General features: G+C 72.7%; 26 protein-coding genes and 1 other RNA gene. 18 read left to right on the forward strand and 9 right to left on the reverse strand.

The genetic code is table 11. The features are described from left to right. The 12 genes from rplT to VF139_07360 all read left to right on the forward strand — a co-directional run. The coding region (gene rplT, locus VF139_07305) for a 50S ribosomal protein L20 (GenBank protein ID HEX6851201.1) at window positions 1-183 on the forward strand (183 nt) is incomplete at its 5' end. Between the two features lie 34 nt (window positions 184-217). Continuing rightward, window positions 218-1,243, forward strand: a complete 1,026-nt coding sequence (gene pheS / locus VF139_07310) for a phenylalanine--tRNA ligase subunit alpha (GenBank protein HEX6851202.1) — start codon at window positions 218-220, stop codon at window positions 1,241-1,243. Window positions 1,244-1,246: 3 nt separating this feature from the next. Beyond that, window positions 1,247-3,313 carry a phenylalanine--tRNA ligase subunit beta gene (pheT, locus tag VF139_07315; GenBank protein HEX6851203.1) on the forward strand — a complete coding sequence of 689 codons (2,067 nt, stop codon included), beginning with the start codon at window positions 1,247-1,249 and terminating at the stop codon, window positions 3,311-3,313. Window positions 3,314-3,325: 12 nt separating this feature from the next. Next, window positions 3,326-3,556, forward strand: a complete 231-nt coding sequence (locus VF139_07320) for a hypothetical protein (GenBank protein HEX6851204.1) — start codon at window positions 3,326-3,328, stop codon at window positions 3,554-3,556. 2 nt (window positions 3,557-3,558) lie between these two features. Then, complete coding sequence (locus VF139_07325) at window positions 3,559-3,894, forward strand: cell division protein ZapA (protein HEX6851205.1); 336 nt, start codon at window positions 3,559-3,561, stop codon at window positions 3,892-3,894. A 27-nt stretch (window positions 3,895-3,921) separates the two neighbouring features. Further along, window positions 3,922-4,103, forward strand: a non-coding RNA gene (ssrS, locus tag VF139_07330) — 6S RNA. A gap of 68 nt (window positions 4,104-4,171) precedes the next feature. After that, on the forward strand, window positions 4,172-5,710 hold the full coding sequence (gene rny, locus VF139_07335) for a ribonuclease Y (protein HEX6851206.1): 1,539 nt from the start codon (window positions 4,172-4,174) through the stop codon (window positions 5,708-5,710). Continuing rightward, window positions 5,707-6,582 carry a farnesyl diphosphate synthase gene (locus tag VF139_07340; protein ID HEX6851207.1) on the forward strand — a complete coding sequence of 292 codons (876 nt, stop codon included), beginning with the start codon at window positions 5,707-5,709 and terminating at the stop codon, window positions 6,580-6,582. Before rny ends, VF139_07340 begins: the two co-directional genes overlap by 4 nt. Next, entirely contained in the window at window positions 6,579-7,385 is an 807-nt protein-coding gene (locus VF139_07345; GenBank protein HEX6851208.1) for a TlyA family RNA methyltransferase, read from the forward strand. Before VF139_07340 ends, VF139_07345 begins: the two co-directional genes overlap by 4 nt. Next, window positions 7,382-8,266 (forward strand): NAD(+)/NADH kinase, encoded by an 885-nt coding sequence (locus tag VF139_07350; protein ID HEX6851209.1) that lies wholly within the window; start codon window positions 7,382-7,384, stop codon window positions 8,264-8,266. Before VF139_07345 ends, VF139_07350 begins: the two co-directional genes overlap by 4 nt. Further along, window positions 8,263-9,570 (forward strand): MFS transporter, encoded by a 1,308-nt coding sequence (locus VF139_07355; GenBank protein HEX6851210.1) that lies wholly within the window; start codon window positions 8,263-8,265, stop codon window positions 9,568-9,570. Before VF139_07350 ends, VF139_07355 begins: the two co-directional genes overlap by 4 nt. 39 nt (window positions 9,571-9,609) lie before the next feature. Next, the gene (locus VF139_07360; protein ID HEX6851211.1) at window positions 9,610-10,143 is read left to right on the forward strand and encodes a helix-turn-helix transcriptional regulator; all 534 of its coding nucleotides are present in this window, start codon (window positions 9,610-9,612) and stop codon (window positions 10,141-10,143) included. 7 nt (window positions 10,144-10,150) lie between these two features. Here VF139_07360 and lysS read toward each other — a convergent pair whose 3' ends face one another. Next, on the reverse strand, window positions 10,151-11,689 hold the full coding sequence (lysS, locus tag VF139_07365) for a lysine--tRNA ligase (protein HEX6851212.1): 1,539 nt from the start codon (window positions 11,687-11,689) through the stop codon (window positions 10,151-10,153). Between the two features lie 110 nt (window positions 11,690-11,799). On the opposite strand from lysS, the gene VF139_07370 reads away from it, so the two are divergent. Then, a complete protein-coding gene (locus tag VF139_07370) occupies window positions 11,800-12,480 on the forward strand; it encodes a hypothetical protein (GenBank protein ID HEX6851213.1) in 681 nt (226 codons plus the stop codon). 11 nt (window positions 12,481-12,491) lie between these two features. Here the strand turns inward: VF139_07370 and VF139_07375 are convergent, their stop codons facing one another. Then, on the reverse strand, window positions 12,492-13,139 hold the full coding sequence (locus VF139_07375; protein HEX6851214.1) for a methyltransferase domain-containing protein: 648 nt from the start codon (window positions 13,137-13,139) through the stop codon (window positions 12,492-12,494). A gap of 184 nt (window positions 13,140-13,323) precedes the next feature. On the opposite strand from VF139_07375, the gene VF139_07380 reads away from it, so the two are divergent. From VF139_07380 to VF139_07390, 3 genes are all read left to right on the forward strand, one after another. Beyond that, window positions 13,324-14,526 carry a hypothetical protein gene (locus VF139_07380; protein HEX6851215.1) on the forward strand — a complete coding sequence of 401 codons (1,203 nt, stop codon included), beginning with the start codon at window positions 13,324-13,326 and terminating at the stop codon, window positions 14,524-14,526. 14 nt (window positions 14,527-14,540) lie between these two features. Further along, window positions 14,541-15,719 (forward strand): Mrp/NBP35 family ATP-binding protein, encoded by a 1,179-nt coding sequence (locus tag VF139_07385; protein HEX6851216.1) that lies wholly within the window; start codon window positions 14,541-14,543, stop codon window positions 15,717-15,719. 63 nt (window positions 15,720-15,782) lie between these two features. Continuing rightward, window positions 15,783-16,643 (forward strand): HEAT repeat domain-containing protein, encoded by an 861-nt coding sequence (locus VF139_07390; GenBank protein HEX6851217.1) that lies wholly within the window; start codon window positions 15,783-15,785, stop codon window positions 16,641-16,643. Window positions 16,644-16,647: 4 nt separating this feature from the next. Here the strand turns inward: VF139_07390 and VF139_07395 are convergent, their stop codons facing one another. Genes VF139_07395 through asd form a run of 6 tightly spaced genes read right to left on the reverse strand, consistent with a single transcriptional unit; the run spans window position 16,648 to window position 22,576 of the window. Continuing rightward, complete coding sequence (locus VF139_07395) at window positions 16,648-17,781, reverse strand: aminotransferase class I/II-fold pyridoxal phosphate-dependent enzyme (GenBank protein HEX6851218.1); 1,134 nt, start codon at window positions 17,779-17,781, stop codon at window positions 16,648-16,650. Continuing rightward, complete coding sequence (locus tag VF139_07400; protein ID HEX6851219.1) at window positions 17,778-18,617, reverse strand: 2,3,4,5-tetrahydropyridine-2,6-dicarboxylate N-succinyltransferase; 840 nt, start codon at window positions 18,615-18,617, stop codon at window positions 17,778-17,780. The genes VF139_07395 and VF139_07400 overlap by 4 nt, the downstream gene beginning before the upstream one ends. After that, a complete protein-coding gene (dapA, locus tag VF139_07405) occupies window positions 18,614-19,492 on the reverse strand; it encodes a 4-hydroxy-tetrahydrodipicolinate synthase (GenBank protein HEX6851220.1) in 879 nt (292 codons plus the stop codon). Before dapA ends, VF139_07400 begins: the two co-directional genes overlap by 4 nt. Continuing rightward, entirely contained in the window at window positions 19,489-20,175 is a 687-nt protein-coding gene (locus VF139_07410) for a dihydrodipicolinate reductase C-terminal domain-containing protein (GenBank protein HEX6851221.1), read from the reverse strand. The genes dapA and VF139_07410 overlap by 4 nt, the downstream gene beginning before the upstream one ends. Next, the gene (locus VF139_07415) at window positions 20,172-21,536 is read right to left on the reverse strand and encodes an aspartate kinase (GenBank protein ID HEX6851222.1); all 1,365 of its coding nucleotides are present in this window, start codon (window positions 21,534-21,536) and stop codon (window positions 20,172-20,174) included. The genes VF139_07410 and VF139_07415 overlap by 4 nt, the downstream gene beginning before the upstream one ends. Beyond that, the gene (gene asd, locus VF139_07420; GenBank protein ID HEX6851223.1) at window positions 21,533-22,576 is read right to left on the reverse strand and encodes an aspartate-semialdehyde dehydrogenase; all 1,044 of its coding nucleotides are present in this window, start codon (window positions 22,574-22,576) and stop codon (window positions 21,533-21,535) included. Before asd ends, VF139_07415 begins: the two co-directional genes overlap by 4 nt. A 63-nt stretch (window positions 22,577-22,639) precedes the next feature. Between asd and VF139_07425 the strand changes: the two genes are divergently transcribed. Both VF139_07425 and VF139_07430 read left to right on the forward strand, forming a co-directional pair. Then, on the forward strand, window positions 22,640-22,804 hold the full coding sequence (locus VF139_07425; protein ID HEX6851224.1) for a hypothetical protein: 165 nt from the start codon (window positions 22,640-22,642) through the stop codon (window positions 22,802-22,804). Continuing rightward, the gene (locus tag VF139_07430) at window positions 22,801-23,439 is read left to right on the forward strand and encodes an HAD family hydrolase (protein HEX6851225.1); all 639 of its coding nucleotides are present in this window, start codon (window positions 22,801-22,803) and stop codon (window positions 23,437-23,439) included. Before VF139_07425 ends, VF139_07430 begins: the two co-directional genes overlap by 4 nt. A 7-nt stretch (window positions 23,440-23,446) precedes the next feature. Here the strand turns inward: VF139_07430 and VF139_07435 are convergent, their stop codons facing one another. Beyond that, entirely contained in the window at window positions 23,447-24,289 is an 843-nt protein-coding gene (locus VF139_07435; protein ID HEX6851226.1) for a PDZ domain-containing protein, read from the reverse strand. Window positions 24,290-24,324 lie beyond the last annotated feature (35 nt).

A 24,324-nucleotide genomic window follows, 5' to 3' on the forward strand; every position in this document is an offset into this window, starting at 1 on the left:
TGGATCATCCGGATCAACGCGGCCGCGCGCCTGCACGACATGTCGTACTCGACCCTGATGCACGCGCTCAAGGTCGCCGGCGTCGGCCTCGATCGGAAGATCCTGGCCGATCTCGCCGTGCGCGACCCGCAGGCGTTCGGCGCGGTGGTCCAGGCGGCGAGGCAGGCGGCGGCGCACGCCTGAGCCGGGGTCTGCCGTGAGCGCGGACCTCGAACGGATCGGGGCGGCATTCGACGCCGCCCTCGCCGCAGCCGGCTCCGATGCGGCCGCCGTCGAGGCGGTGCGGGTTCGCTTTCTCGGGAAGAAGGGTGAGCTGACGGCGCTCCTCAAGGGGCTCGGCGCCGTACCGCCGGAGGACCGGCCGCGCGCCGGCCAGGAGGTGAACGCCCTGCGCCGGCGCTTCGAGGGGGCCGTGGACGAGGCGGTCGCGCGCGCGGCGGACGCGGAGCGCCTGAGGGCCGTCGACCGGGAACGGGTCGACCCGACGCTCGCCGCAAGGGTGCCGCCGGCGGGGTCGCTCCATCCCGTCACGCGCACCCGGCGCGACCTCGAGACGGTGTTCCGCTCGATGGGATTCACCGTGGAGCAGGGACCGGAGGCCGAGGACGACTTCCACAACTTCGAGGCGCTGAACCTCCCCGCCGACCATCCCGCGAGGGACGCGACCGACACGTTCTACCTCGACGGCGGACTCCTGCTGCGCACGCACACCTCGCCGGTGCAGATCCGAACGATGCGGCGCCAGCGGCCGCCGATCCGGATGATCTGCCCGGGGCGCGTCTACCGGAAAGACCTCGACGCGACGCACCTGCCGATGTTCCACCAGCTCGAGGGGCTCGTCGTCGGCGAGGGGATCTCGCTCGCCGACCTCAAGGGAACGATGGCGGCGGTCTGGAGCCGGTTCTTCGGCGACGACGTCGTCGTACGCCTTCGTCCCGGGTACTTCCCGTTCGTCGAGCCCGGGTGCGAGTTCGACATCTCCTGCCGCGTCTGCGGCGGAGGGGGGCGCACGGCCGACGGCGTCGGCTGCCGGGCCTGCAAGGCCTCCGGCTGGCTGGAGATGGGGGGCGCGGGGATGGTGCATCCGCGCGTCTTCGAGGCGGTCGGAATCGACGCCGAGCGGTACACGGGCTGGGCCTTCGGCCTCGGGATCGACCGGATCGCCATGCAGCGCTTCGGCGTCGACGACCTGCGCCTGCTCATCGAGAACGACGTCCGATTCCTCCGACAGCTCGCGGAGTAGCCCGTGCTCGTCTCCGTCGCCTGGATCAAGTCGCTCCTTCCGGGGCTCCCGGGAGCCGCCGAGGTCGCCCGCGTCCTCACCGCGCGCGGCCTCACCGTCGATGCGATCGCGAACGCCGGAGCCGACGTGGTGCTCGACGTCGACGTTCCGGCGAACCGCCCCGACGCCCTCGGGCACCTCGGCGTCGCGCGGGAGATCGCCGCGGGGCTCGGGATCCCCTTCCAGCCCGTGTACGAGGCTCCCGCCGGCTCGGGCGCGCCCGCGACCGCCGCCGTCCGCGTGGCGATCGACGACGAGGATCTCTGCCGGCGCTACACCGCGGGGCTCGTGCGCGGCGTCCGCGTGGGCCCCTCTCCCGAATGGGTCGTCGCCCGCCTCGAGGCGTGCGGCCTGCGCTCCATCAACAACGTCGTCGACGCCTCGAACCTCGTCCTTCTCGAGCTCGGGCAACCCGTCCATTTCTTCGACCTCGCCCGGCTCTCCGGTCCGGAGATCCGCATCCGCCGCGCCGCCGAAGGGGAAGTCCTCGTCAGCCTCGACGGGGGCGAGCGCCGGCTCGCACCGGACATGCTCGTCATCGCCGACGACCGCCGGCCGGTCGCCCTCGCCGGCGTGATGGGGGGCGCCGACAGCGAGATCGGCGAAACCACGAGCGACGTGCTGATCGAAGCCGCCTGGTTCCTGCCCGGCTCGGTCCGGCGCACGGCGCGCCGGCTCGGCATGTCGACCGAGGCGAGCCAGCGCTTCGAGCGCGGTTGCGATCCGGAGGCTCCGCTCGCGGCGCAGCACCTCTCGATGCGCCTGCTCATGGAGCTTTGCGGCGGCACCGCGGCCCCCGGGGTGGTCGACCTCTACCCGGGCCGCCGCGCCCCCGCCCGCCTGAGCGTGCGCCTCGAGCGCGCCGCCACGCTCCTCGGATACGCGCCGGCGCGCAACGAGGCGCGGCGCGCCCTCGAGGCCGTCGGCTGCCGCATCGCCGCCGCCGACGCCACCTCGTTCGAGGTCGAACCGCCGAGCTGGCGCGTCGATCTCGAGCGCGAAGCCGACCTCGTGGAGGAGATCGGGCGCCACATCGGCTACGACCGGATCCCGACGGCGTCGATCCCCCTCGCCCCGGCGGGCACCGGGGTCCCGTCGGACGCCGACGAGGAGCGCGTTCGCGATCGCCTCGCCGCGCTCGGTTTCCACGAAGCCTTCAGCTACGCGATGATCGGTCCCGGGGAGGACGCGGGGTTCGCCGCGGACGACGACCCGGCGCCGCTCGCGTTGACGAATCCGATCTCGGAATCGCTCGGCTGGCTGCGGCGGTCCCTTCTCCCCGCGCTCGCCGCGGCGGCCGCCGCCAACCTGCGCCGCGGCGTCGACGACGTCCGGCTCTTCGAGGCGGGACGCGTCTTCCTGCCGACCGGTCGAGGCGCGTTTCCGCGCGAGCCGATGCGGGTCGGAATCGCGTGGGCCGGCGCGGCGACGCCCCGCCACTGGTCGGCGCCCGCGCGGCCGCTCGACCTCTGGGACATCGCGGGTGCGGTCGAGGCGGTCCTCCACCTGCTCCGACCGCAGGGCGCGTTCGAACGCGGCCGAAGCGCGCGCACCTGCTTCCAGCCCGGACGGTCGATCACCTGGGCGGGCCCGGCGGGGGCGACCGTGGCCTGGTGCGGACAACTCGACCCCGCCGTCGCCGCCGCCCTCGAAGCCCCCGGGCCGATCTACCTCGCCGAGGTCGATCTCGACGCCGTCGCGACGCTGCCGAGGGTCCTGCCCCAGCACCGCCCGGTCCCCCGCGTTCCGGCGAGCTGGCGCGATCTGTCCCTGCTGTGCGCTGCCGGGGTCGAGGCGGGAGCGGTCCTCGCGGCCTTGTCGGCGGTCCCGTCGCCGGCTCCGGCCTCGTTCGAGGTGGTCGACCGCTTCGAGGGGGCCCCCCTTCGCGAGGGCGAAGTCTCGCTGACGGTGCGTGTTATCCTCCGCCCGCTCGAGCGGACGCTGGAGGACGCGGTGACCGAGAGTTACCGAACCGCGCTCGTCCTCGCCCTCGACCGGGTTCCCGGCGTGAAGATGCGCGCGGGGGCATGACGGAATGGACACATGAGCGAAGCCGCTGTTAAGCTTCTGGAGGCTCGCATCGGAGAGGCCGTCGAACGGCTCCGGGAGCTCGCCGCGCAGCGGCGGGCGCTCGAGACCGAACGGTCGAGGCTGCTCGACGAAGTCGACGCCCTCCAGCGCGAGCTGACGTCGTCCCGCGACGACGGCCGGCGGCGGGATGTCGAGCTTCGCTCCGCCCTTGCGGACGCTCTCGCGGCGCTCGGCGAGGAGTGACGATGTCGGACGCCTCGACCGGCGAGCCCACGCCGGTGACGATCTTCGGTCGGACCTACAGCCTCCGCGGCGGAGGCGATCCGACTTATCTCGGCCTCCTCGCGAAGGAGGTCGACCGCCGCATGCGGGAGGTCGCGGAGGCGACCGGCACCGCGGACACGCTGAAGGTGGCGATCCTCGCCGCCCTCAACATTGCCGACGACAACCTGAGGGCCCGCCAGGCGTCCCCGTCCGCTTGGGACGAGGCCGCAGTGGGCCGCATGACCCGCCTGCTCGAAGAGATCCTCGACGAGACGGGCGGCCGCTCCGATGCCGGCGACGCCGGCCGGGCGGAGTGATCGCGTGATTCGGAAGGACGACTTCGGATTCCCCTGTGGAGTGCGTGATGGATTGAAGCGCTTGAGCCAACGTCGAATACCCGGGATCCCGCCGTCGCGCCGCGAGGAGCAAGCCCCTCTCCGAAGGGGAAGCCCAAGGCGGCCGCAGGGATCCCACCTGAGGGACCTGGTTCAACGGGTCCGATCCACACGGCTCTCGCGGGGGTTTCCGGACTTCTTCTGATCGGCGCGACCTCGCGCTCGGCCGCGGCGCCTGGAGCGAGCTGGAGGCTCGAAGGTGACCGGCCTGCAGTGGTTCGACATCATCGGCGCCGGCATCGCGGTCCTGCTCGCGGCCGCGGGAGCGTGGAGCGCCTGGCACATGCGCCGGCAGGCGTATGACGACGCGGAGCGCATCAAGCTCGACGCCCGCGCCGAAGGCGAAGCGCGCGCCAACGAGATTCTGGTCGGGGCGCAGGAGAAGGCCGTCGCGCTCGGCGAGGAGGCCGACCGCCGCGAGGCCGACCTCGACGCCCGCGAGTCCGCCCTCGACGCCCGCGCACGGCAGCTGGAATCCGACGTCGCCGCCATCGACCGCCAGCGAAAGGAGCTCGAGAGGCGCTCCACCGTCGTCACGCGCAACGAGGAGCGCTCCCGGGAGGCGCTCGCCGTCGCCCTCGCGAACGAGGCTCAGGCGCTGCGCTCCCTCGAGCGCGTCGCGGGCCTTTCCGCCGAGGAAGCGCGTGCGGAGCTCGTGCGGACGATCGAGGACGAGGCCCGCAGGGAGGGGGCCCGGATCGCGCGACGGATCGAGGAGGAGGCCCGTGAGCGCGCCGCGCGCGACGCCGTGGGGCTCGTGGTCGACGCCGCGCAGCGGGTCACCGTGCGGGAGCCGGTGGAGTCCGCCGTCACCTTCGTGAAGCTCCCGAGCGACGAGATGAAGGGCCGGATCATCGGCCGCGAAGGGCGCAACATCCGCGCGCTCGAATACGCGACGGGGATCGACGTCATCGTGGACGACACGCCCCAGGCGATCCTCATCAGCTCGTTCGACCCCGTCCGTCGCGAGGTGGCGAGGCTGTCGATCGACCGCCTCCTCGAGGACGGGCGCATCCACCCCGCCAAGATCGAGGAGGTCGTGGCGAAGGTGAAGGAGGAGTTCGAGGGGATCGTCGAGGAGGCCGGGCGACAGGCCGCGTTCGAGCTCGGCATCGCCGAGCTCGCGCCGCGGCTCGCGCGACTGGTCGGACGGATGCGCCTGCGGTATCACCACGGCCGGAGCCTGCTCGCGCACGCCGCCGAGGTCGGGCTGCTCGCCGGGCACATGGCGTCCGAGATCGGCGCCCGCGCGGACGTGGCGCGGCGCGCGGGGCTGCTCCACGAGATCGGGCGCGTGGACGAGACGGCGACGGGTCCCGCGGCGCTCGCCTCGGCGGACATCGCCGCCAAGGCCGGAGAACGCGACGTGGTCGTGCACGCCATCCAGGCGATGCACCCCGACGTCGCGCCGAAATCCGTCGAGGCGCTCCTGCTCCGGGTCGCGAACCGGATCTCCGACAATCGGCCCGGGGCGCGCAAGGACAACCTCGACGTGTTCATCGAGCGTCTCACGCGCCTCGAGAAGGTGGCGTCGTCGTTTCCGGGCGTGCGGCAGGCCTACGCCGTTCGCGCGGGGAAGGAGGTTCGCGTGATCGTGGACGCGGACACCGCGGGAGACGATCGCGCCTACGCCCTCGCCAAGGAGGTGGCCCGCGCGCTCGAGTCCCAGCTCGACTTCCCCGGCGAGATCAAGGTCAACGTGATCCGCGAGACCCGCGCCGTGCAGTACGCGGTGTGATCGTGGCGGCCGACCTCGCCTCCTGGATCGAGCTGCGCCGCCCGCAGGTGGAGCGCGCGCTCGAGCGCATCCTCCCCGCTCCCGAAGGGCCCGCGGCGACGGCGATCGAGGCGATGCGATACGCGGTCTTCGGCGGCGGCAAGCGCCTGCGCCCGCTGCTGGCGGTCGCCGCCTACGAGGCCTGCGGGGGTGCCGCCGAGACGACGCCCTGGGAGCCGGCCGCGGCGCTCGAGCTCGTGCACACCTACTCGCTCGTGCACGACGACCTCCCGGCGATGGACGACGACGACCTCCGCCGCGGACGGGCGACGGTCCACCGGGCGTACGGCGAGGCGGAGGCGATCCTCGCCGGCGACGGCCTGCTGACGCTGGCCTTCGAGGTCCTCGCGCGCCACCCGGAGGCGGTCGCCGCCGTCGCGCGCGCCGCGGGGATCGGCGGGATGGTCGGCGGGCAGATGGCCGATCTCGAAGCCGAGGGGCGCGCGACCGACCTGGACGGCGTCGTCTGGATCCACGCGCACAAGACGGGAGCGCTGCTCGCCGCGTCGGCGGAGCTCGGCGCCATCCTCGCCGGCGCGCCGACGGCGGCGCGCGACGCCCTCGGGGACTACGGACGCGCCCTCGGCCTCGCCTTCCAGGCCCACGACGACGTCCTCGACCTGGTCGCCGACGCCCGGACGCTGGGGAAGACCCCGGGGAAGGACCGCGACGCCGGCAAGGCCACGATCCCCTCCCTGCTGGGCCTCGACGGCGCCCGCGAGGAAGCGGCGCGGTGGGCCGAGCGCGCGGAGCGCTGTCTCGACGGCGTCCCGCTCGCGTCGCGCGACACGCTCGCCGCGTTCGCGCGGTGGTCGGTCGCTCGGGCCGCGTGAAGCGCGTCCGCGCCGACCAGCTCCTCGTCGAGCGGGGGCTCGCCGGAACCCGCGCGAAGGCGCAGGCGCTCATCCTCGCCGGGCGCGTGACGCGCGCGGGCCGGCGCGTCGAGAAGGCCGGCGAGAAGCTCCCCGAGGATGTCCCGCTCGAGGTCGCCGAAGGGCCCCGTCACGTCAGCCGCGCGGGAGGCAAGCTCGAGGGCGCGCTCGAGGCCTTCTCGGTCGACCCTGCCGGGAGAGAGGCCCTCGACGTCGGGGCCTCGACCGGGGGCTTCACGCAGGTGCTGCTCGAGCGGGGAGCGTCCCGGGTCGCGGCCGTGGACGTGGGCCGCGGGCAGCTCGACTGGTCCCTGCGGACCGACCCGCGGGTCGTCGTCCTCGACGGCCTCAACGCGCGCAACCTGGAGGCGGGGCGGCTCCCCTTCCGTCCTTCGCTCGCCGTCGTCGATGTATCCTTCATCTCGCTCCGGCTGGTCCTGCCCGCGATCGCCGCGACGCTCGCGGAAGGGGGGGAGGTCGTCGCGCTCGTGAAGCCCCAGTTCGAGGTCGGCCGCGGCAAGGTCGGTCCGGGCGGCATCGTCCGCGACCGCGTCCTCCACGGGGAGGTCCTTCACGCCCTCGCCGCGTTCGCCCGGGATTCCGGCTGGGGCGTCCACGGCGTGGCCCCGTCGCTCGTCCCCGGCGCGGAGGGGAACCTCGAGTTCTTCCTGCACCTGGTCCCCGCTGCCGGAGGGCTGTCCGCCGCCGAGATCGCGCGCCGCATCGACCGGGCGGTCGCCGGCGCGCACGGAGATCCCGCGTGAAGGCCCGCCGCGCCGCTCACCCTCCCATCCGCCGGGTCGTCGTCGTCGCCAAGAAGCAGGCCTCCGAGGGGCTGCGCATCGCCGACGAGATGGCGGCGTGGTTCCGCAAGCGCAGCGTGCGCGTCCGATTCGACGCCCGGACCGCGAAGGCGCTCGGCTTGAAGGACGGCGTGCCGGAAGGGTCCCTTCCGGCCGACACCGACCTCGCCGTCGTCGCCGGAGGGGACGGGACCTTCCTCTCGGTCGCCCGTGCGGCCGTGCCGCGCGGGATCCCGATCCTCGGCGTGAACTTCGGCGGCCTCGGCTTCATGACGGAGCTCCAGCCCGAGGAGACCTACGCCGGCCTCGAGAAGGTCCTCGCGGGAGACTACGCGGTCGAGGAGCGCACCGTCCTGCGCGTGCGCCCCAAGCGGGGCGGTCGCCGCGCGCAGGAGTACGCGATCCTCAACGACGCCGTCCTCGCCAAGAGCGCGTCGCCGCGCATGCTCTCCCTCGAGCTGCGCATCGACGACGATCTCGTGGCGAAGATCCATGCGGACGGACTCATCGTCTCGACCGCGACCGGCTCGACCGCCTACAACCTCTCGGCCGGCGGACCGATCGTCGACCCGCGGATGCGCGCGTTCGTGGTGACGCCGATCTGCCCGCACACGCTGTCGTACCGGCCGCTCGTCGTGCCCGGCCACGTCTCGATCGAGGTCGTGCTCCGCTCGACCCCCGAGGCCGCGATGCTCACCCTCGACGGGCAGGTCGCGCTGGGGATGAAGCTCCACGACGAGATCCGCATCGACGCCCATCCCAAGCCGGCCAAGCTCGTGCGCGTCGCGCACCGGGGGTTCTTCGAAGTGCTGCACCGCAAGCTCGGCTGGGGGGAGCGATGAACGCTCCCGGAACCAAGCGCCTGCTCCGTAAGGAAGTCCTCGGCTGGTGCGCGTTCGATTTCGCGAACTCCTCCTACACGACCCTCATCACGACGGTCGCCTTCTCCGTGTATTTCACGAACGCGGTCTTCGCCAAGTCGGATCCGCGGGGCGACCTGTACTGGGGACTCGCGGGGATCGCCGTCAACGTCGCCCTGATCCTCACCTCCCCCGTGATGGGCGCGCTGGCCGATTACTCGGGGCGGAAGAAACGATTCCTCGCCGCGACCGTCCTCCAGACCGTCGTGGCGACCGCGCTGCTCGCGACGGTCGGCCCCGGCGACGTGTTCTGGGCCTTCGTCCTCTACGTGGTCGCGAGCATCGGATTCGAGGGCGGGTACGTCTTCTACAACGCCTTCCTCCCCGAGATCAGCGACGACTCCACGGCGGGGAAGATCTCGGCGCTGGCGTGGGGTACCGGGTTCCTCGGGGGCCTCATCTCCCTCCTGGCGTGCCTCTGGTTCATCGCCCGGCCGCTCACCGACCCTTCGACCGGTGCGCTCGACCTCACGGCCGTCGCGCGATTCCGCGGCGCGTTCCTGGTCGTGGCGGCGTTCTTCGCGCTCTTCTCGATTCCGACGTTCCTGTGGCTTCGCGAGCGCCCCTCCGACCGCGCGTTGTCGGGAATCGGGGAGTACGCCTCGGTGGGGTTCCGGCGGGTCGGCGAGACGCTCCGGCACCTGCGTGACTATCGCGAGACCGCGAAGTACATCCTCGCCTACGTCTTCTTCTTCGGCGGGGTGAACGTCGTCATCCGCTTCAGTGCGATCTTCGCGAGCAAGTCGTTCGGGATCGAAGGGATCTGGCTGCTGGTGTTGTTCATGAGCACGAACCTGATCGCGTTTCCGGGGACCGTGACGGCGGGATGGATCGCCGACCGGATCGGAGCCAGGCGCGCCCTCGCCCTCACCCTCGTCCTGTGGACGGGGGTCGCCCTGATCGGCGCCTTCGCCAAGGGCATCCCGATGTTCTGCCTGATGGCGGCGGGGGCGGCGATCGGGATGGGAAGCACCCAGTCGATCGCCCGCGCCTACATGGCCCGACTCTCCCCACGGGAGCGGGAGTCGGAGTTCTTCGGCTTCTACGTCCTGGCGGGGCAGGTCGGCTCCATCGTCGCGTTCCTCGTCTTCGGCCTGGTTTCGAGCGGATCCGGGAGTCAGAGGCTCGCGGTCCTCTGGACCGTGCCGTTTTTCGTCATCGGGCTCCTGCTCGTCCTGTGGATCGACGAGGCCCGCGCGCGCAGGGACACCGCCCCGGGGGCCTGATTTGCCTCCCCCGCCGCCGGGTCCCCATATTCCCCGGGCATGCGGGAAATCGACCGTCCGTCCGTGGGCCGCCGGATCCGCGAGATCCGCCGCCAGTCGGGGCTGCGGCAGTGGGAGCTGGCGCGCATGCTGGGGACCACCCAGTCGGCGATCCACAAGTACGAGCACGGGATCGTGCCCGAGCCCCGGCGCCTGATGGAGCTCGCCCGCGTCGGGCAGACTTCCATCGAGTGGATCCTCACGGGCCGACACGGGGAGAACGGGCCCGAGGGGCGCGAGCTCCCCTCGATCGAGGTCCTCGAGACGGCCTCGGTGCTGGCCCGACTCGAGGGGCCGGAGCGCCCCTACGTCGAGGAGGCGCTGCGCGTGCTGCGCGAAGCCGCCGCCGCGCTCCACCTGGGCTCGGACTCCCCCGTCGACGCCAGGGTCGTGCGGGCGGAGCTGGCCGAACACGGCTCGGACACCCTGCGGGTGCTCGAGTCCGCCTGGCGCGTCCAGCGCGCCGTGTTGCGCCGGCTCGTGCGCGAGGCGCACGGAAGGCTCGAAGCGGCCTCCGCCGACGAGGAGGAGTGACCGGTCCTCAGGCCGCCGCCTCGCGGAAACGCGCGGCGCACCTCTCGGCCCCGACCACCGTCACGAACCAGCCCGCGCGCGGCCCCCGCGGCTTTCCCAGGAGCGCGACGTAGATCGCCTGGAAGGCCTCGGAGGGCTTGACCCCCGCGGCGGGAGCGAGCTCGTAGATCAGCTGGTGGACGGTCTCGCCGTCCTGACCCGGAGCCAGGCGATCCGCGAAGGCCGCGAGGAACGCCCGCTGCGCGGCGTTGAGCGACGCCGCCTCCTCGGGGAGCCCGCCGCGCACCTCGAACTTCAGATCCTCGGGGGCGAACCGCTCGAGCCACCGCCGCGCGAACCCGAGCCGCTCGGCGACGGCCCCGCGGTCGAGACCGGGGTACCCGGCGCGGTCGAGCGTCGCGAGCGTGGCGTCGAGGTCGAAGCCCGCCGCCTGCGCGACGACCACCAGGTGCTTGAACGGAACCCCCGCGGGTGAGAATCCCGCCGCGCGCGACAGCTCCAGCGCGCGATCGGGGGCTCCCGCCGCGGTCGCCGCCTCGACGGCGTCGACGAGGGCGAGGAGCGGCTCGCCGGGATCGAAGGTGATCGTCCGCGCGGGCCGCTCGCGCATCACGAGGTAACGGAGCGCCTCGGGCGGAACGACCTCGAGCGCCTGCGTGATCGACAGGACGTTCCCCTTGCTCGAGGACATGTCCCCCTTCCCCTTCAGGCTGATCCACTCGTAGGCGATCGGGTAGGGCGGCTCCCAGGAGAAGACCTCCCTGCTGATCCGGACCCCGGTGTCGTAGGAGCCTCCGCGCGTCGCGTGGTCCTTGCCGAACGGCTCGACGGTCACGCCGAGCATCCGCCACCGCGCGGGCCAGTCCACGCGCCACGTCAGCTTGCCTCCGCCCGCGATCGCGACGGCGCCCGCCGCGCCGCAGGCGCAGGCGTAGTCCACGGTCTCCTTCGCGCGCGAGAAGCCGACGACGGAAGCCTGGGTGATCCTGCCGCACGCGGGGCAGAGCGGATTGAACGGCGACCAGTTCTCCTCCACCTGCTTTCCGGTCAGCTCCTTCAGGATCGCCGCGATCCGGTCCCGCCCCTCGAGGGCGAGGAGCACGACCTCGTTCATCCGCCCCGACTTGTACATGCGGTCGGCGTGCTCGACGTCGACCTCGACGTGCAGCGTGCGCAGCGCCGCCAGGAAGGGCTCGAGGAAGTGGTCCGCGTACGAGCGGTGGGCGCCGCACGGGCAGGGAATCTCCGAGAGGGGCCTTCCGATGAGCGGCTCGTAGACGGAGGCGTCGAGGAACGGGTAGACGCGGCGCAGGGGATCGAAGTTGTCGGCGACGTAGTTGAAGCGCGCCGGAGCGCCGCGCTCGCGAAGCGCGCGGAAGACGGCGTCCGCGGTGAGCACCTCGCGCATGTTGCCGATGTGGATCTCGCCGGACGGCGAGATCCCCGAGGACACGATCGCCCCGCGCCCCGCGGCGAGCACCGATTCCGCGGCCTCGTCCGCCCAGTGGCGGGGTCCCGCGCTCGGGTCGCTCCTCTCCGTCGTCATCGGCCACCTCCCCGTTCGGGCCGCCAGACCGTAGCGCAGGACCGCTTTCGGCTCAAGCGCCCTCGAGGTTCTTGTGGCCCGCACGACGCGTGTGGTACAAACGCCCGGTCATGGAGCGCATGAGCCTGCGCGAGGCATCCGCGCGCACTTCCCTTTCGATCACGACGCTGCGCCGTTACATCCGCAGCGGGCGTCTGCACGCGGAGAAGCTCCAGGGGCGCTTCGGGCCGGAGTACTTCGTCTCGCCCCGCGACCTCGAGTCCGCGGGGATCGAGCCGCTCGACGGGCCGCCGGCGGACCAGGAGACCGCGATCGCGCTTCCGTCGGCGACGGCGATCGAGCGCGCGTTCCGGGAGAGCGTCCCCATCGCGTTGTTCCAGGAGCTGCAGATGAAGCACGAGCAGCTGCTCGTGCAATACGGGATGATGCGCGCGGGCGGCCTGCGCTCGCTGGAGATCCAGGCGGAGCTCGATGCGCGGCGCGGGCAACTCGACGAGGCGCGCGCCGAGACGGCGCGCCTTCGCGATCGCCTCGCCCGCGAGGGAACCGACCTGCGCAGGCGCGCCCGCGAGTTCGAGCTGGAGATCGAGGGGCTTCGACTCGAGAACGCCGCCTTGCGCGAGAAGGTCCGGGCCCTCGAGATGCTCACCCGCAACGCGGTCACCAGCGAGTCGATCGAGCGCCAGTGGGAACGCGTGGTCGAGCAGTCCCGCAAGGTCGACCGGCTGATCGCGGGGGGCGAGCTGCCGCCCGCGGCCCCCGCTCCGGCGGGGCTCGAGCCGGAGCACTGACCCCTTCCGCCCTACTCGCGGCGCATCACGATCAGACGCCACATCCCGAGCAGGTTCACCGTCTCCTCGCGGTCGACGCGGAGCCCCGGCGTCCCCTTGACCGTTTCGACGGGAAGGTCGAGCCGGAAGCCGATCCAGTGCGTCAGCGGGCTCAGGGCCGATTCCACGGCGCGGACGGCCCGGAACCGGTGGCCGAAGTGGTTCACCACGATGACCGTCCCGCCCGGGCGGCACACGCGGGCCATCTCGATCATGACCCGGTCGGGGTCCGGCACGACCGACATCACGTAAGGCGCGACGACGGCGTCGAAGGTGCCGTCAGGAAAGGCGAGCTCGCGCGCGTCCATCCGCCGCAGGTCCACGTCGCCCCGGCCGAGGTCGGCCAGTCGCGCCCGCGCCTGGTCGAGCATGGCGTCGCTGATGTCGATCCCGGTCACGCGCCATCGGGGGGAGTAGTGCGGGAGGGACAGTCCGGTCCCGACCCCCACCTCGAGGACGCGGGCGCCCTCGGGGAGGTCCAGCCGGGAGACCGCCACGCGCCGACCGGGGCCTAGAGCCCAGTCGAAGAACGCGTCGTAGACGCGGGCCAGCGTGGAGTAGACGCGCTCGACGCGCTTGGCATGTTCGGCCACCTGCTCCGCACCCGTCATCCGCGCCATCGAGCTCCTCCACCCGGACGAAACCGGCCGGATGTTAACACGCGGGGCGGAGCCCGCGGCCGTCGGGCGAGTTGCCTTGACGCGCCGGATCGACTCGGGTAGGTTCCCGGTTCCGTTCCGGATTTCGGGGGGAATCACTGTCCATGGCGTCGCGGCCGAGACCGCGGCGCACCGGGAGTTTTCGATGCGCTCGTCGCCGCTGCCGATCGTCCGCGCCGCGCTCGCCGCCCTGCTGCTCCTCTCGCCCGCGCTCGCTCAGGACGAGCCCTCGTCCGGTTCGGCCGAAGCGGACGCCGCGTCCCTCGAGGTGAAGCGCCCCTACAAGCTCTGGGCGCAGTGGGAGCAGTGGTACGTGCAGCCGATCGGCCTCGAGATGAACATCGTCACCGAGATCGACCCCTTCGCTACCTCCGCCCTCTACCGGGGACGCACCCTGCCGACGCCGTTCGGAACCGACGGCGCGACCCGCTGGCGCGGCGGCGTGACGCTGCCGAACGACGCCGGCGAGGCGGTGCTCACCTACTGGGCGACGCAGAACCGTTTCGAGCGGACGGAGGCGCGCCCCGGCCAGTTCGTCTTCGGAACCAACCTCGCCTACCCCGCGTTCGCGGGGATCCTCGACGACTCGCTCGCCGACGGGTACGCGGCCCTGGTGGACGTGGGCACGCGCGACCTCCGCATCGAGTACCAGCGGGCGGTCGTCACCTCCCCGCGGATCCAGGCCATCTGGTCGGTCGGCGGGCGCTGGGTGGACGCCCATCTCACGACGGAAGCCTCCTACCAGGCGCTCGCGGCCCCGATCCCGGCGTTCTACGACCCCCCCGCCAACGTCGAGCTCGCTCAGGTGCTCCCGATCCCGGACCGGGTGCGCATGGATTCCCGATTCTCGGGGCGCGGCCTCTCGACGGGACTCGAGGCCCGGATGCCGTTCTTCAAGGACCGCTTCACGGTCGAGGCCTCGGTCAACGTGAGCGTGCTGCGGGGCGACAAGGAATCGAACTACAACTCGATCACCTCCGCGTACATCTGGAACTCCGACAACGGACTGATCTACCTCGACAAGGACCTGCTTCTCGACCCCACGATCACCGGCGACGCGGCGATCCTCCAGCGGATCTTCCAGTCCGAGTTCCCCGTCTACGCCTCCGATCCGGGATCGTCGGGGTCCGCGTTCGTCTACGAGGCCGGCCTGGGCTTCCGCGCCCGGGTCTGGAAGACCCTCGAGGTCACCGGAGGTTTTCGCACCGCCCGCTACGACGACATCCTCGACGAGCTGCGTCCCGCGGACCTCACCGTCGTGGGCACCGTCGTGGTGCCCGGGATCCAGCGGAGCAGCCGCTCGCTGACGTACGAGGGGTTCTATTTCGGAGCCTGCTTCACGTACTGAACTCGAGAGGACCGATGCCGCTCGAAGCCAACGACGTCCTCGCGGCGCTCTCCCGCGTCCGCTACCCGGGCTTCACGCGGGACATCGTCTCGTTCGGCGTGGTCAAGGACCTCCGTGTGGAAGGAGGCGACGTCGCCTTCCGCGTGGAGCTCGGCCCGGGGAACCCCGCCGTCGCCGCGGCGATCGAGCGGGATGCGCGCGCGGCGGTCGAGTCGCTGCCTGGGGTGCGGTCGATCGCGATCCGCGTCGGCGGATCCGCCGCCCCGGTCGCCGCGGGGGCGCCGCTCCCCATGGCGGGGATCGGGGCGCCGGGCGCCGCGCCGTCGGGTCCCGCTGCAGGGCTCGACCCCGCGCTCGTCCCCGGCGTGCGCCACCTCGTGGCGGTGGCTTCGGGCAAAGGGGGCGTCGGAAAGTCCACCGTCGCGGTCAACCTCGCCGTGGCGCTCGCGAAGCGTGGCGCCCGCGTCGGCCTCGTCGACGCCGACATCTACGGCCCCTCGATCCCCCTGATGATGGGGGTCGACGAACGCCCCGCCCTCGACGCGAGCGGAAGCCGGCTCGTCCCCTTCGAGCGGTTCGGCGTGCGCTTCATGTCGATCGGCTTCCTGGTCGAGAAGGACCAGGCGGTGATCTGGCGCGGGCCCATGGTGATGAAGGCCGTCGAGCAGTTGCTGCGCGACGTCGCGTGGGGAGAGCTCGACGTGCTCATCGTCGACATGCCCCCCGGGACCGGGGACGCCCAGCTGACCCTCTCCCAGAAGGTCCGACTCGCGGGCGCGGTCGTCGTGACGACCCCGCAGGATGTCGCCCTTGCCGACGCGACCAAGGGGGTCGCGATGTTCCGGAAGGTGGGCGTGCCCGTGCTGGGCATCGTCGAGAACATGAGCTTTTTCACCTGCCCGCACTGCGGCGAGCGGTCGGAGATCTTCGGCCACGGAGGCGGGCGCGAGGAGGCCCGGCGCCTGGGCGTCCCCTTCCTCGGCGAGATCGAGCTCGATCCCGCGATCCGCGACGGCGGCGATGCCGGCCGACCGATCGTCGAGGCCAGCCCCGAATCCCCGCGAACCGCCGCCTTCCTCTCGATCGCCGACCACGTCCTGCAGGCGATCGGCGCGGAGGCGTCCCCTTCCCCCAAGCCCGGCGTCCTGGGTTGGATCCAGAAGTGGACCGGCGGGGGCGCGGAGGGGCGCTGAACCGGCCCGTGGCCCGCGCGGGACCCTGAGCGTATACTCCGGCGGTTTTTCCAGAGGAACGGCGTGAAGCTCCCCCCGGCCCTGGCCTTCTCCCTCCTGGCCCTTCTCCCGGCCGTCGCCGCGACCGCGGCCGAGCCCGATCCGGAGCGGGTCGTGATCGACGCGCTCGCCGCCGTCGGCACGAACATCCCCGCCCAGGCCGAGGCGCTTGCCAAGCTGGCGTGGTACGACCCCTCGGTCCCCCCGCCGGTCCGCGCCCGCGCCCGCCAGGAGCTCGTCGCCTTCGGCGCGGCCTCCATGGATGCGCTGTACCGCGCCGCCGAGACCGTGCCCCCGAAGGACCTCGCGGCCGTCGTCGAGACGCTCGTCGCGGCGCGCGTGGCCGTTCCGGGGCAGGACCCCGGCTCGTACGTGCCGGCGCTCGACGCCGCCCTCTGGCGCGGGGACCGGCTCGCTCGCGAGCGGGCCATCCCGGTCCTCGCCGTGCGCCGCTCGCGGATGAGTGTCCTCCCCATGATCGACGCCGCGATCGAGGATCCGGCGCTCCTCCCGATCGTGGTCGACGCCCTCGGCGAGATCGGCGACGACCGCGCGCGCTTCTTCCTCGATCGCGTGTTCCACGAGCGGCGCCCGGGGGTCTCCGATCAGGCCGCGGTCGCGCTCGCGCGCATCGGGAACCAGGCGCTCGAGCCGCTGCGCGACGCACTGCGCGAGCCGGATCGCGGAGTCCGCCTCGCCGCGATCCGCGCGCTGCTCCCCGTCGCGGGCGAGAGCGAGCTGACGTCCTTCTACGACTGGATCGCGGCGCACCCCGACGACGACCCGTCGCTGCTCAAGTCGGTCCGCGACGCGTGCGCGAGGATCGAGGGCTGGATCGAGATGCGCAACGCCGCCGAGGCCGCGAGCAGCCCGAAGGGCCCCTGAAGGTTCAGCCGCGGAGCATTTCGCCCAGCGCGCGGACGCCCGTCACGATGTCCGCGTCGGAGGCGGCGTAGGAGATCCGCAGCCAGCCGCGGGCGTTCGAGCCGAACGCCTCTCCCGGGATCGTGACGACCTTGCGGGATTCGAGCAGGCGCATCGCGATCGGCGTCGCGTCCCCGAATGCCGAGACGTCGACGAAGAAGTAGAACGCGCCGTCGGGCATCGCGAAGCGGAGTCCCTCGATCCTGGACAGCTCCTCCGCCATCAACGCGCGGCGACGACGGAAGACCTCGAGATAGGCGCTCCGCTCCGCCTGGTGTGCTCCCGAGAACGCCGCGAGCGCCGCCGCCTGCGACACGCTCGACGCGCACGTCACCATGTACTGGTGCGCCGCGATCACGCGGGCGATGAACGCGTCCGCCCCGCAGGCCCACCCCACGCGCCAGCCGGTCATGCTCAGGTCCTTGGACAGCCCCGAGATCACGACGCCGCCGTCGGGGGAGAAGGCGCGGATCGACGGCGCCGGGCCGTCGTAGGCGAACCCCGCGTAGATCTCGTCCGAGATCCACGCCACGCCTCGCGCACGGAGCCCCTCCGCGAGTCGCGCCAGGTCCTCGGCGCGGTCGATCGCGCCGGTCGGGTTGGACGGGGAGCACAGGATCACCGCGCGCGTCCGCGGCGTGATGCGGGACAGGACGTCGTCGGGATCGACCCGGAAGCCGCGCTCCGCCCGCAGGGGGAACGCGACGCCGGAGGCGCCGAGCAGTCGCGCGACCACCGGATACGCCGGGTATCCCGGATCGGGATGGAGGACCTCGTCCCCGGGGTCGCACAGCGTCATGAGGACGGCGAACATCGCCTCCTGCGAGCCGATCGTGACGACGACGTTCTCCGCCGCGGAGGCGAACGGCGCGTACCGCGCCGCGATCGCCGCGCGGAGCGCCGGATCCCCCGCCGTCGAGGTGTAGGCGGTTCTCCCCTTGCGGATCCCCTCGATTCCGGCTTCGCAGATCCGCGGCGGCGTCGGAAGGTCGGGCTGGCCGAGTCCGAGGTTGATCGCCCCCTTCGGTGCCGCGTCGAAGATCCGCCGGATCAGGGTGCGATCGATCCCCTCCATCCGACGTCCGGCGCGGAGGATCATCGCAGCGCCTGCTCGAGGGCCGAGGCCGCGTCGGTCCCCTCGTCGCGGTACTTGACGATCACCGGGGTCTGGAGCGACAGGCCGTGCCGCGCGGCGAAGGCTCCGGAGAGCGAACGCGCGCCGGGGACGACGACGGCCCCGGCGGGGATCGTCAGCGGCTCCGTCTCGGTCGCGCGGTGGATCTCCTCCCGGACGAGGTCGTAGACGGGAACCGACCGCGCGAGGACCACGCCCGCGGCGAGCACCGCTCCCGCGCCCACGCGGGTTCCCTCGTAGACCCCGCAGCCTCCGCCCACGAAGACCCCGTCCTCGAGCACCACGGGGATCGCGCCCACCGGTTCCAGGACGCCGCCGACCTGCGCCGCCGCGGAGAGGTGGACGCGCGAGCCGACCTGGGCGCACGAGCCGACGAGGGCGTGGCTGTCCACCATCGTGCCCTCGCCGACGAAGGCGCCGACGTTCACGTACGCGGGAGGCATCACGACGACCCCTTCCGCGAGGAAGGCGCCGCGACGGACGGTCGTTCCGCCGGGCACGACCCTCACGTTCCGCCCGGAGAGCGCCGGATCCCACGTCGGAAAGGTGTCGCGGTCGCGGAAGTGGAACGCGGCCCCTCCGTCGACCGGAACGTTGGTCCCGATGCGGAAGGCGAGCAGGATGCCGCGCTTCACCCAGGCGTTCACCGTCCAGCCGCTCCCCGAAGGCTGCGCGGCACGCACCCGTCCCGCCTCCAGCGCGTCGAGCAGCGCGCGCACCGCCGGGAGCGCCTCCTCGCGCGACGGCGACGGGGAAGCCGCGAGCCGCTCGATCGTCGCTTCGAGCTCGGCGAGCGTCAACGCAGTCCCGCCTTGGCCAGGGCGGCGGACAGCGTCTGCCGCGTCTTCTCGGTCGGCGGCCCCAGCGGCGCGCGCACCCGATCCGAGCAGCGACCCAGGAGGGCCATCGCCGCCTTCACCGGCACGGGATTCGACTCGACGAAGTTCGCGCGCATCAGGTCGAGCAGGCGGTAGTGAAGGGCCCGCGCCTGCGTGAAGTCGCCGCGAAGCCCCGCCTCGGCGAGCGCCGCCATCTCGGCGGGGGCCTCGTTGGACACGACGGAGATCACGCCGTCGATCCCCAGCGCGAGCGACGGCACGACGAGCGAGTCGTCCCCGGAGAGGATTGCGAACCCCTCCCGCCGCCCCGCCACGAGGTCGGCCACCTGCTCGAGGTTCGCGGCGGCCTCCTTGACCGCGACGACGCCCGGGATCTCGGCGATTCCGAAGATGAGGTCGGGCGGGAGGTTCTGCCCCGTCCGCCCCGGAACGTTGTAGGGGACGATCGGAATGCCCGCGGCCTCCGCAACCGCGCGGTAGTGGGCGAGCATCCCGGAAGCGTTCGGCTTGTTGTAATACGGGCTCACGACGAGAAGGGCGTCCGCCCCCGCCCCGACCGCGCGCTTCGCCCCGGCGATCGTGGTCCGCGTGTCGTTGGTCCCGCACCCCGCGATCACGGGGACGCGGCGGCCGGTCTCCTCGACCACCGTGCGGATCACGAGCGCGTGTTCGTCCGGTTCCAGCGTCGCCCCCTCGCCGGTCGTGCCGCAAGGGACGAGGCCGTGGATCCCCGACTCGATCTGCCACCGCACGAGCGCGCGAAGGGTCTCCACGTCCACCGACCCGTCCTCGCGGAACGGGGTCACGATCGCGGTCATCGCTCCTCTGAGCTTCATCGCCCGCCTCCCTTCACCAGATCCGCAAGGACCTCCTCGAATCCGTGCAACCCGGACTTGCCCCGAGCCCATTCCGCCGCCAGGACCGCCCCGGCCGCGAACCCCGCGCGCCCGCGCGCCCGGTGCGTCAGGACGATCGCGTCGTGTTCGCCGTCGAAGCCCACCTCGTGGTGTCCCGGCTCGAACCCCGCGCGTGCCGCCGCGACCGAGGTCCGGCGTCCGCCGAAGGCGTCGACGACGCCGGCGAGCTTCTTCGCCGTGCCGCTGGGTGCGTCGAGTTTCTGGCGGTGGTGGGTCTCGAACAGCCACGGGTCGTACAGCCCCGTCCCGGAGAGCCTCCGCGCCGCCTCGGCGACGATCTCGAAGAACAGGTTCACGCCGATCGAGAAGTTCGGCGCCACGACCGCCGCCCTCCCCGCCTCGCGCGCGATCGCGTCGATCCCCGCCCCTGCCGGATCCCAACCGGTCGTGCCGCAGACCACGTGTTGCCCCGCGCGAAGCAGGGACGTCACGTTCGACCCGGCGGCGGAAGGCTCGGTGAACTCGAAGGCCACTTCGGCGCCGCGCGCCCCTTCGAGCGCGTCGCCGCGATCGAGCGTGGCGACGACGAGGTGCCCCCGCGCCTGCGCCGCCTTCGCGATCTCGACCCCCATCTTGCCGTGACCGACGATGGCGACCTTCATCCCCCGCCCCCCTCGAAGAAGGTCCGGTGCAGCGAGCGCACGACGTCGGCGAGCCGCGTTTCGGCGACGAGGGCCGAGACGCTCGTCCCCGAGCCGCCGAGCGAGACGAGCGCCGGATCGTGCTCGGCGAGCGCGGCGAGCACGCGGCCCCGGATCCGACCGTCTGTGGCGAGCCCCGAGCCGACGATGCAGACGATCCCCTGCTCCGGGTGGATCTCCACCTCGACCCCGTCCCCCGCGCGCGTCGCGAGACGCTTCGCGTCGAGCCGCCCGGCCACCGCGGCCGCCACGCCGACCTCGGACGAGACCACGAGGTCGGGAACGACCCCTTCGGCCTCGAGCGCCGCGAGCGCCTGGGGCAGGAACCCCGCGTCGATGCGCATCCGCCGCGACCGGAGCCGAACCAGCGTCGCCCCGCCGCGGCTGGCGACCGCGACGAGCGGGGGCGCCCCTTCCCCGGGCTCGGCGACGACGACGGTCCCCGCCCCCTGCGGCCGCAGCGAGTTCAGCACCCGCACCGGGATCCCGCGCGCCACCGCAGGCGCGATCGCCGCGGGGTGCAGGACCTTCGCCCCGTAGAACGCCAGCTCCGCCGCCTCCGCGAACGCCACGCGCGCGCACACCCGGGCCTCGGGACAGACGCGCGGATCGGCGCTGAGGATCCCGTCGACGTCGGTCCAGATCTGGATCTCCGAAGCGAGAAGGGCGGCACCCAGGACCGCTGCGGAGGTGTCGGAGCCCCCGCGCCCGAGGGTCGTCGTGTGCCCCTCGCGCGTCGCGCCGACGAACCCGCCGACGACGGGGATCTCGCCCGCGTCGAGCGCCTCCGTCACGAGCGGTCTCGCCCGCTCTCCGGTGGCCTCGACGTCGGCGGTCGCCGCACCGTGGCGGTCGTCGGTGACGACGAACTCGCGGGGATCGACCCATCGCGAGGGGAGCCCCGACGCCCGGAACGCCGCCGCGACGATCCGGGAGGACATCAGCTCCCCGAACGCCAGGAGCGTGTCCGACGCCCTCGGCGTCCCCTCGCCCAGAAGCCGCACCGAGCGCAGGAGCTGGCGCAGATCCTCGAGCATCCCGTCCACCTGGAGGGTCAGGTCGTGACGCGCGCCCGCGGGCTCCACCGCCCCCGAGATCGCCCAGCGGTGCCGCCGGGCGAGGTCGGAGAGGAGCGGCTCGATCCCCTCGCGGTCCCCCGCCTTCGCGCACGCGACCGCCCGCGCGAGCAGGTCGGTCACCCCCGCGAGCGCGGAGACGACGACGAGCGGCCGCGACCCGGCGCGCGCCTTCACGATCGCGGCGACCCCGAGGATGCGTTCCGCATCCGCGACGGAGGTGCCGCCGAACTTGAGGACGATCACCGGCCGCTCCGCCTCGGCACCTTTCCGAGGGAGGCGAACAGCTCGGCGTTCATGAGCGTCGCCCCCGCCGCCCCGCGCACGGTGTTGTGGGACAACACCTCGAAGCGCAGCGAGAAGACCGGGCAGCGGCGCACGCGACCGACGACGGCGCTCATCCCGCCGCCGGTGTCGCGATCGAGGCGCGGCTGGGGCCGGTCCACTTCGGAGCGCACGACGATCGGCCGTTCGGGGGACGACGGCAGTCCGCGATCGGCGACGTCCCCGCGGAACGAGGCGAACGCCGCGACCGCCTGCTCGGGCGTCGCGTCGCGCTCCAGCTCGACCGACACCGCCTCGAGGTGCCCGTCGATCGTCGCCACGCGGTGGCAATGCGCGGAGACGAGAATCGGCGCCCCGAGCATCTTCCCGATCTCGGATTCGAGCTTCTCCTCCTCCCCGCCGATGTAGGGCACGACGTTGTCGACGACGTCGAGCCCGCGCGGACCGTCAAGGCCGGCCCCGGAGAGCGCCTGCATCGTCGAGACGATCACGCGCTTCACGCCGAACTCCCGATGGAGCGGCGCCAGCGCCAGCACGAGCCCCGTCGCCGAGCAGTTGGGGTTGGTCGCGAGGAAGCCGGGCCAGCCGGTTCGCCTGCGCTGGGCATCGACGAGCGACGCGTGCGCGGCGTTGACCTCGGGGACGAGCAACGGGACGTCGGGGGTCATGCGAAACGCCGACGCGTTGCTCAGGACCGCGATCCCGTGGGCGGCGAGAGCCGGCTCGACCTCCTTCGCCGTCGCGGCGTCGAGCCCGGAGAGGACGACGTCGCACCCGTCGAGGTCGCCGGGGACGCATCTCCCGACGCGAAGCCCGGCGACCGCGGAGGGCATGGGCGTCGGCAGACGCCAGGTCGTCGCTTCGGCGTAGGTCTTGCCGGCGGACCGCTCGCTCGCCGCAACCGCGACGAGGTCGAACCAGGGATGCCCTTCCAGGCGCTGGACGAGGCGCTGGCCCACGAGCCCCGTCGCCCCCACGATGCCGACTCGGTAACGTTCCATGCGGGCATTATCGCCGCACCCGCAAGCTCGGCGTACACTTCCGGCTCGGTTCCGGAGGCCCCCATGACGGACGACTTCTTCTGCTTGCGATTCGCGGTCTGGTACCCCTCGTTCGACTGCGCGTTCCGGACGAAGTTCCAGACCTGTCCGAGCTGCTCCAACTGCGATCAGGGGCGCTTCAACCTGAAGCGCCACGCGGCGGTGCTCCCGCGTGAAAGGGGCTGGTGAAGGTTCGCGGCATCGTCTTCGACCTCGACGGCACGCTCGTCGATTCGTTCGAGGCGATCGCCCGCTCGGTCAACGCCGCGCGAGCCGGCCTGAGCCTTCCCCCCCTCCCGAAGGCGGAGATCACGAAACACGTCGGTCGCGGACTGCACCTTCTCCTCGGCGACCTCGTCGGCCCCGATCTCGCCGATCGCGCCGTCGTCCTCTATCGCGAGGACCACGCGCGCACCTACCTCGGTCACACGAAACCCCTTCCCGGCGCCCTCGAGACGGTGCGGCGTCTCCACGAAGCCGGCATCCGGATGTCGGTCGCGAGCAACAAGCTCTCGACCTTCAGCCGCGGCATCCTCGACCACCTCGGGTTCGGGCCGTACCTCACCACCGTCGAAGGCCCCGACACGGCGGGAGCGACGAAGCCGGATCCCGCGATGATCGGGCGCTGCCTGTCCGCGATGGGCGTCGAGGCGCCGGAGGCGATCTACGTCGGCGACATGCCGCTCGACGTCGAGAGCGCGCGGCGGGCCGGGGTGGCGGTCGTGCTGGTGGCGACGGGAGCGGTGGCGGCGGAAGTGCTCGAGGCGACCGGGGCCGAAGTGGCCGCGGACCTCGGCACGTTCGCCCGACGGGTGACACGCTAGGTCCGCCCTACCGCTCCTCCCGCCTCAGCTGCTCCATCTCGATCTCGATGCGGCGCAGCTCGTCCTGGAGCCGCGCACGCTCCGCGTTGAGGCGCTCGATCTCTTCCTGTCGCACCCCTTGCGGGAGCTCGTGCCCGGTGGGGACCTCGATCCTGAGCGGCTTGCGGTCGCGGACGACGTCGAGGACGACCTTGGGCACCCGCGTCTGGAGGAAGACGCGCACCGCATCGAGCGGGATCCGGACGGTCCGTCCGGAAGCGCGGACGACGACGTCGCCGACCTTGACCCCCGCCGTCGCGGCTTCCCCCTCGAGCTCGACGGCCGTCACGAGGACGCCGGCATCCTCAGGGGCGCCGTAGAACGCGCGAAGCTCCTTCGGGATCGACTCCGTCTCCATCCCCGCGACCGCGAGGCCGCGCGGGACGGCGTCGCCGGCGTACCAGCGTGCGAACGGGAAGGGCTCGGTGCGACGGGCCTGGATTCGAAGCGGCCGCTTCTCCGTGCGCCCCTGGCGGATGACGGTCGCCTGGATCGTGCTGCCGGGTTTCAATGCGCGGATCGCCTCCTCGAGGGCGCGACGGTTGGGGGTGTCCACGCTCCCGAGGGCGACGAGGAGGTCGCCGTCCTTGAGGCCGCCCGCGGCGGCCGGGCCCCCCGGGACGACCGCGACGACCTGCACTCCGCCGTCCACCGCGTCCCCGAAGAGCAGCCCCAGCCACACGTCCGCCGGGCTCGGGGGCGCCGGGGCTGCCTGGGCGGAAGGGGGGCTCGGGGGGGAGACGGGGGCGACTTCCGCCGGGGGAGCGGGTGCGGCCGCGACGGCCAACGCGAGCGATGCGACGAGGATCATGCGTCTCATGGTACGCGCGAGCGGGGGGTTCGGAC

This window comes from Candidatus Polarisedimenticolaceae bacterium, assembly GCA_036376135.1.
Classification (GTDB): domain Bacteria; phylum Acidobacteriota; class Polarisedimenticolia; order Polarisedimenticolales; family DASRJG01; genus DASVAW01.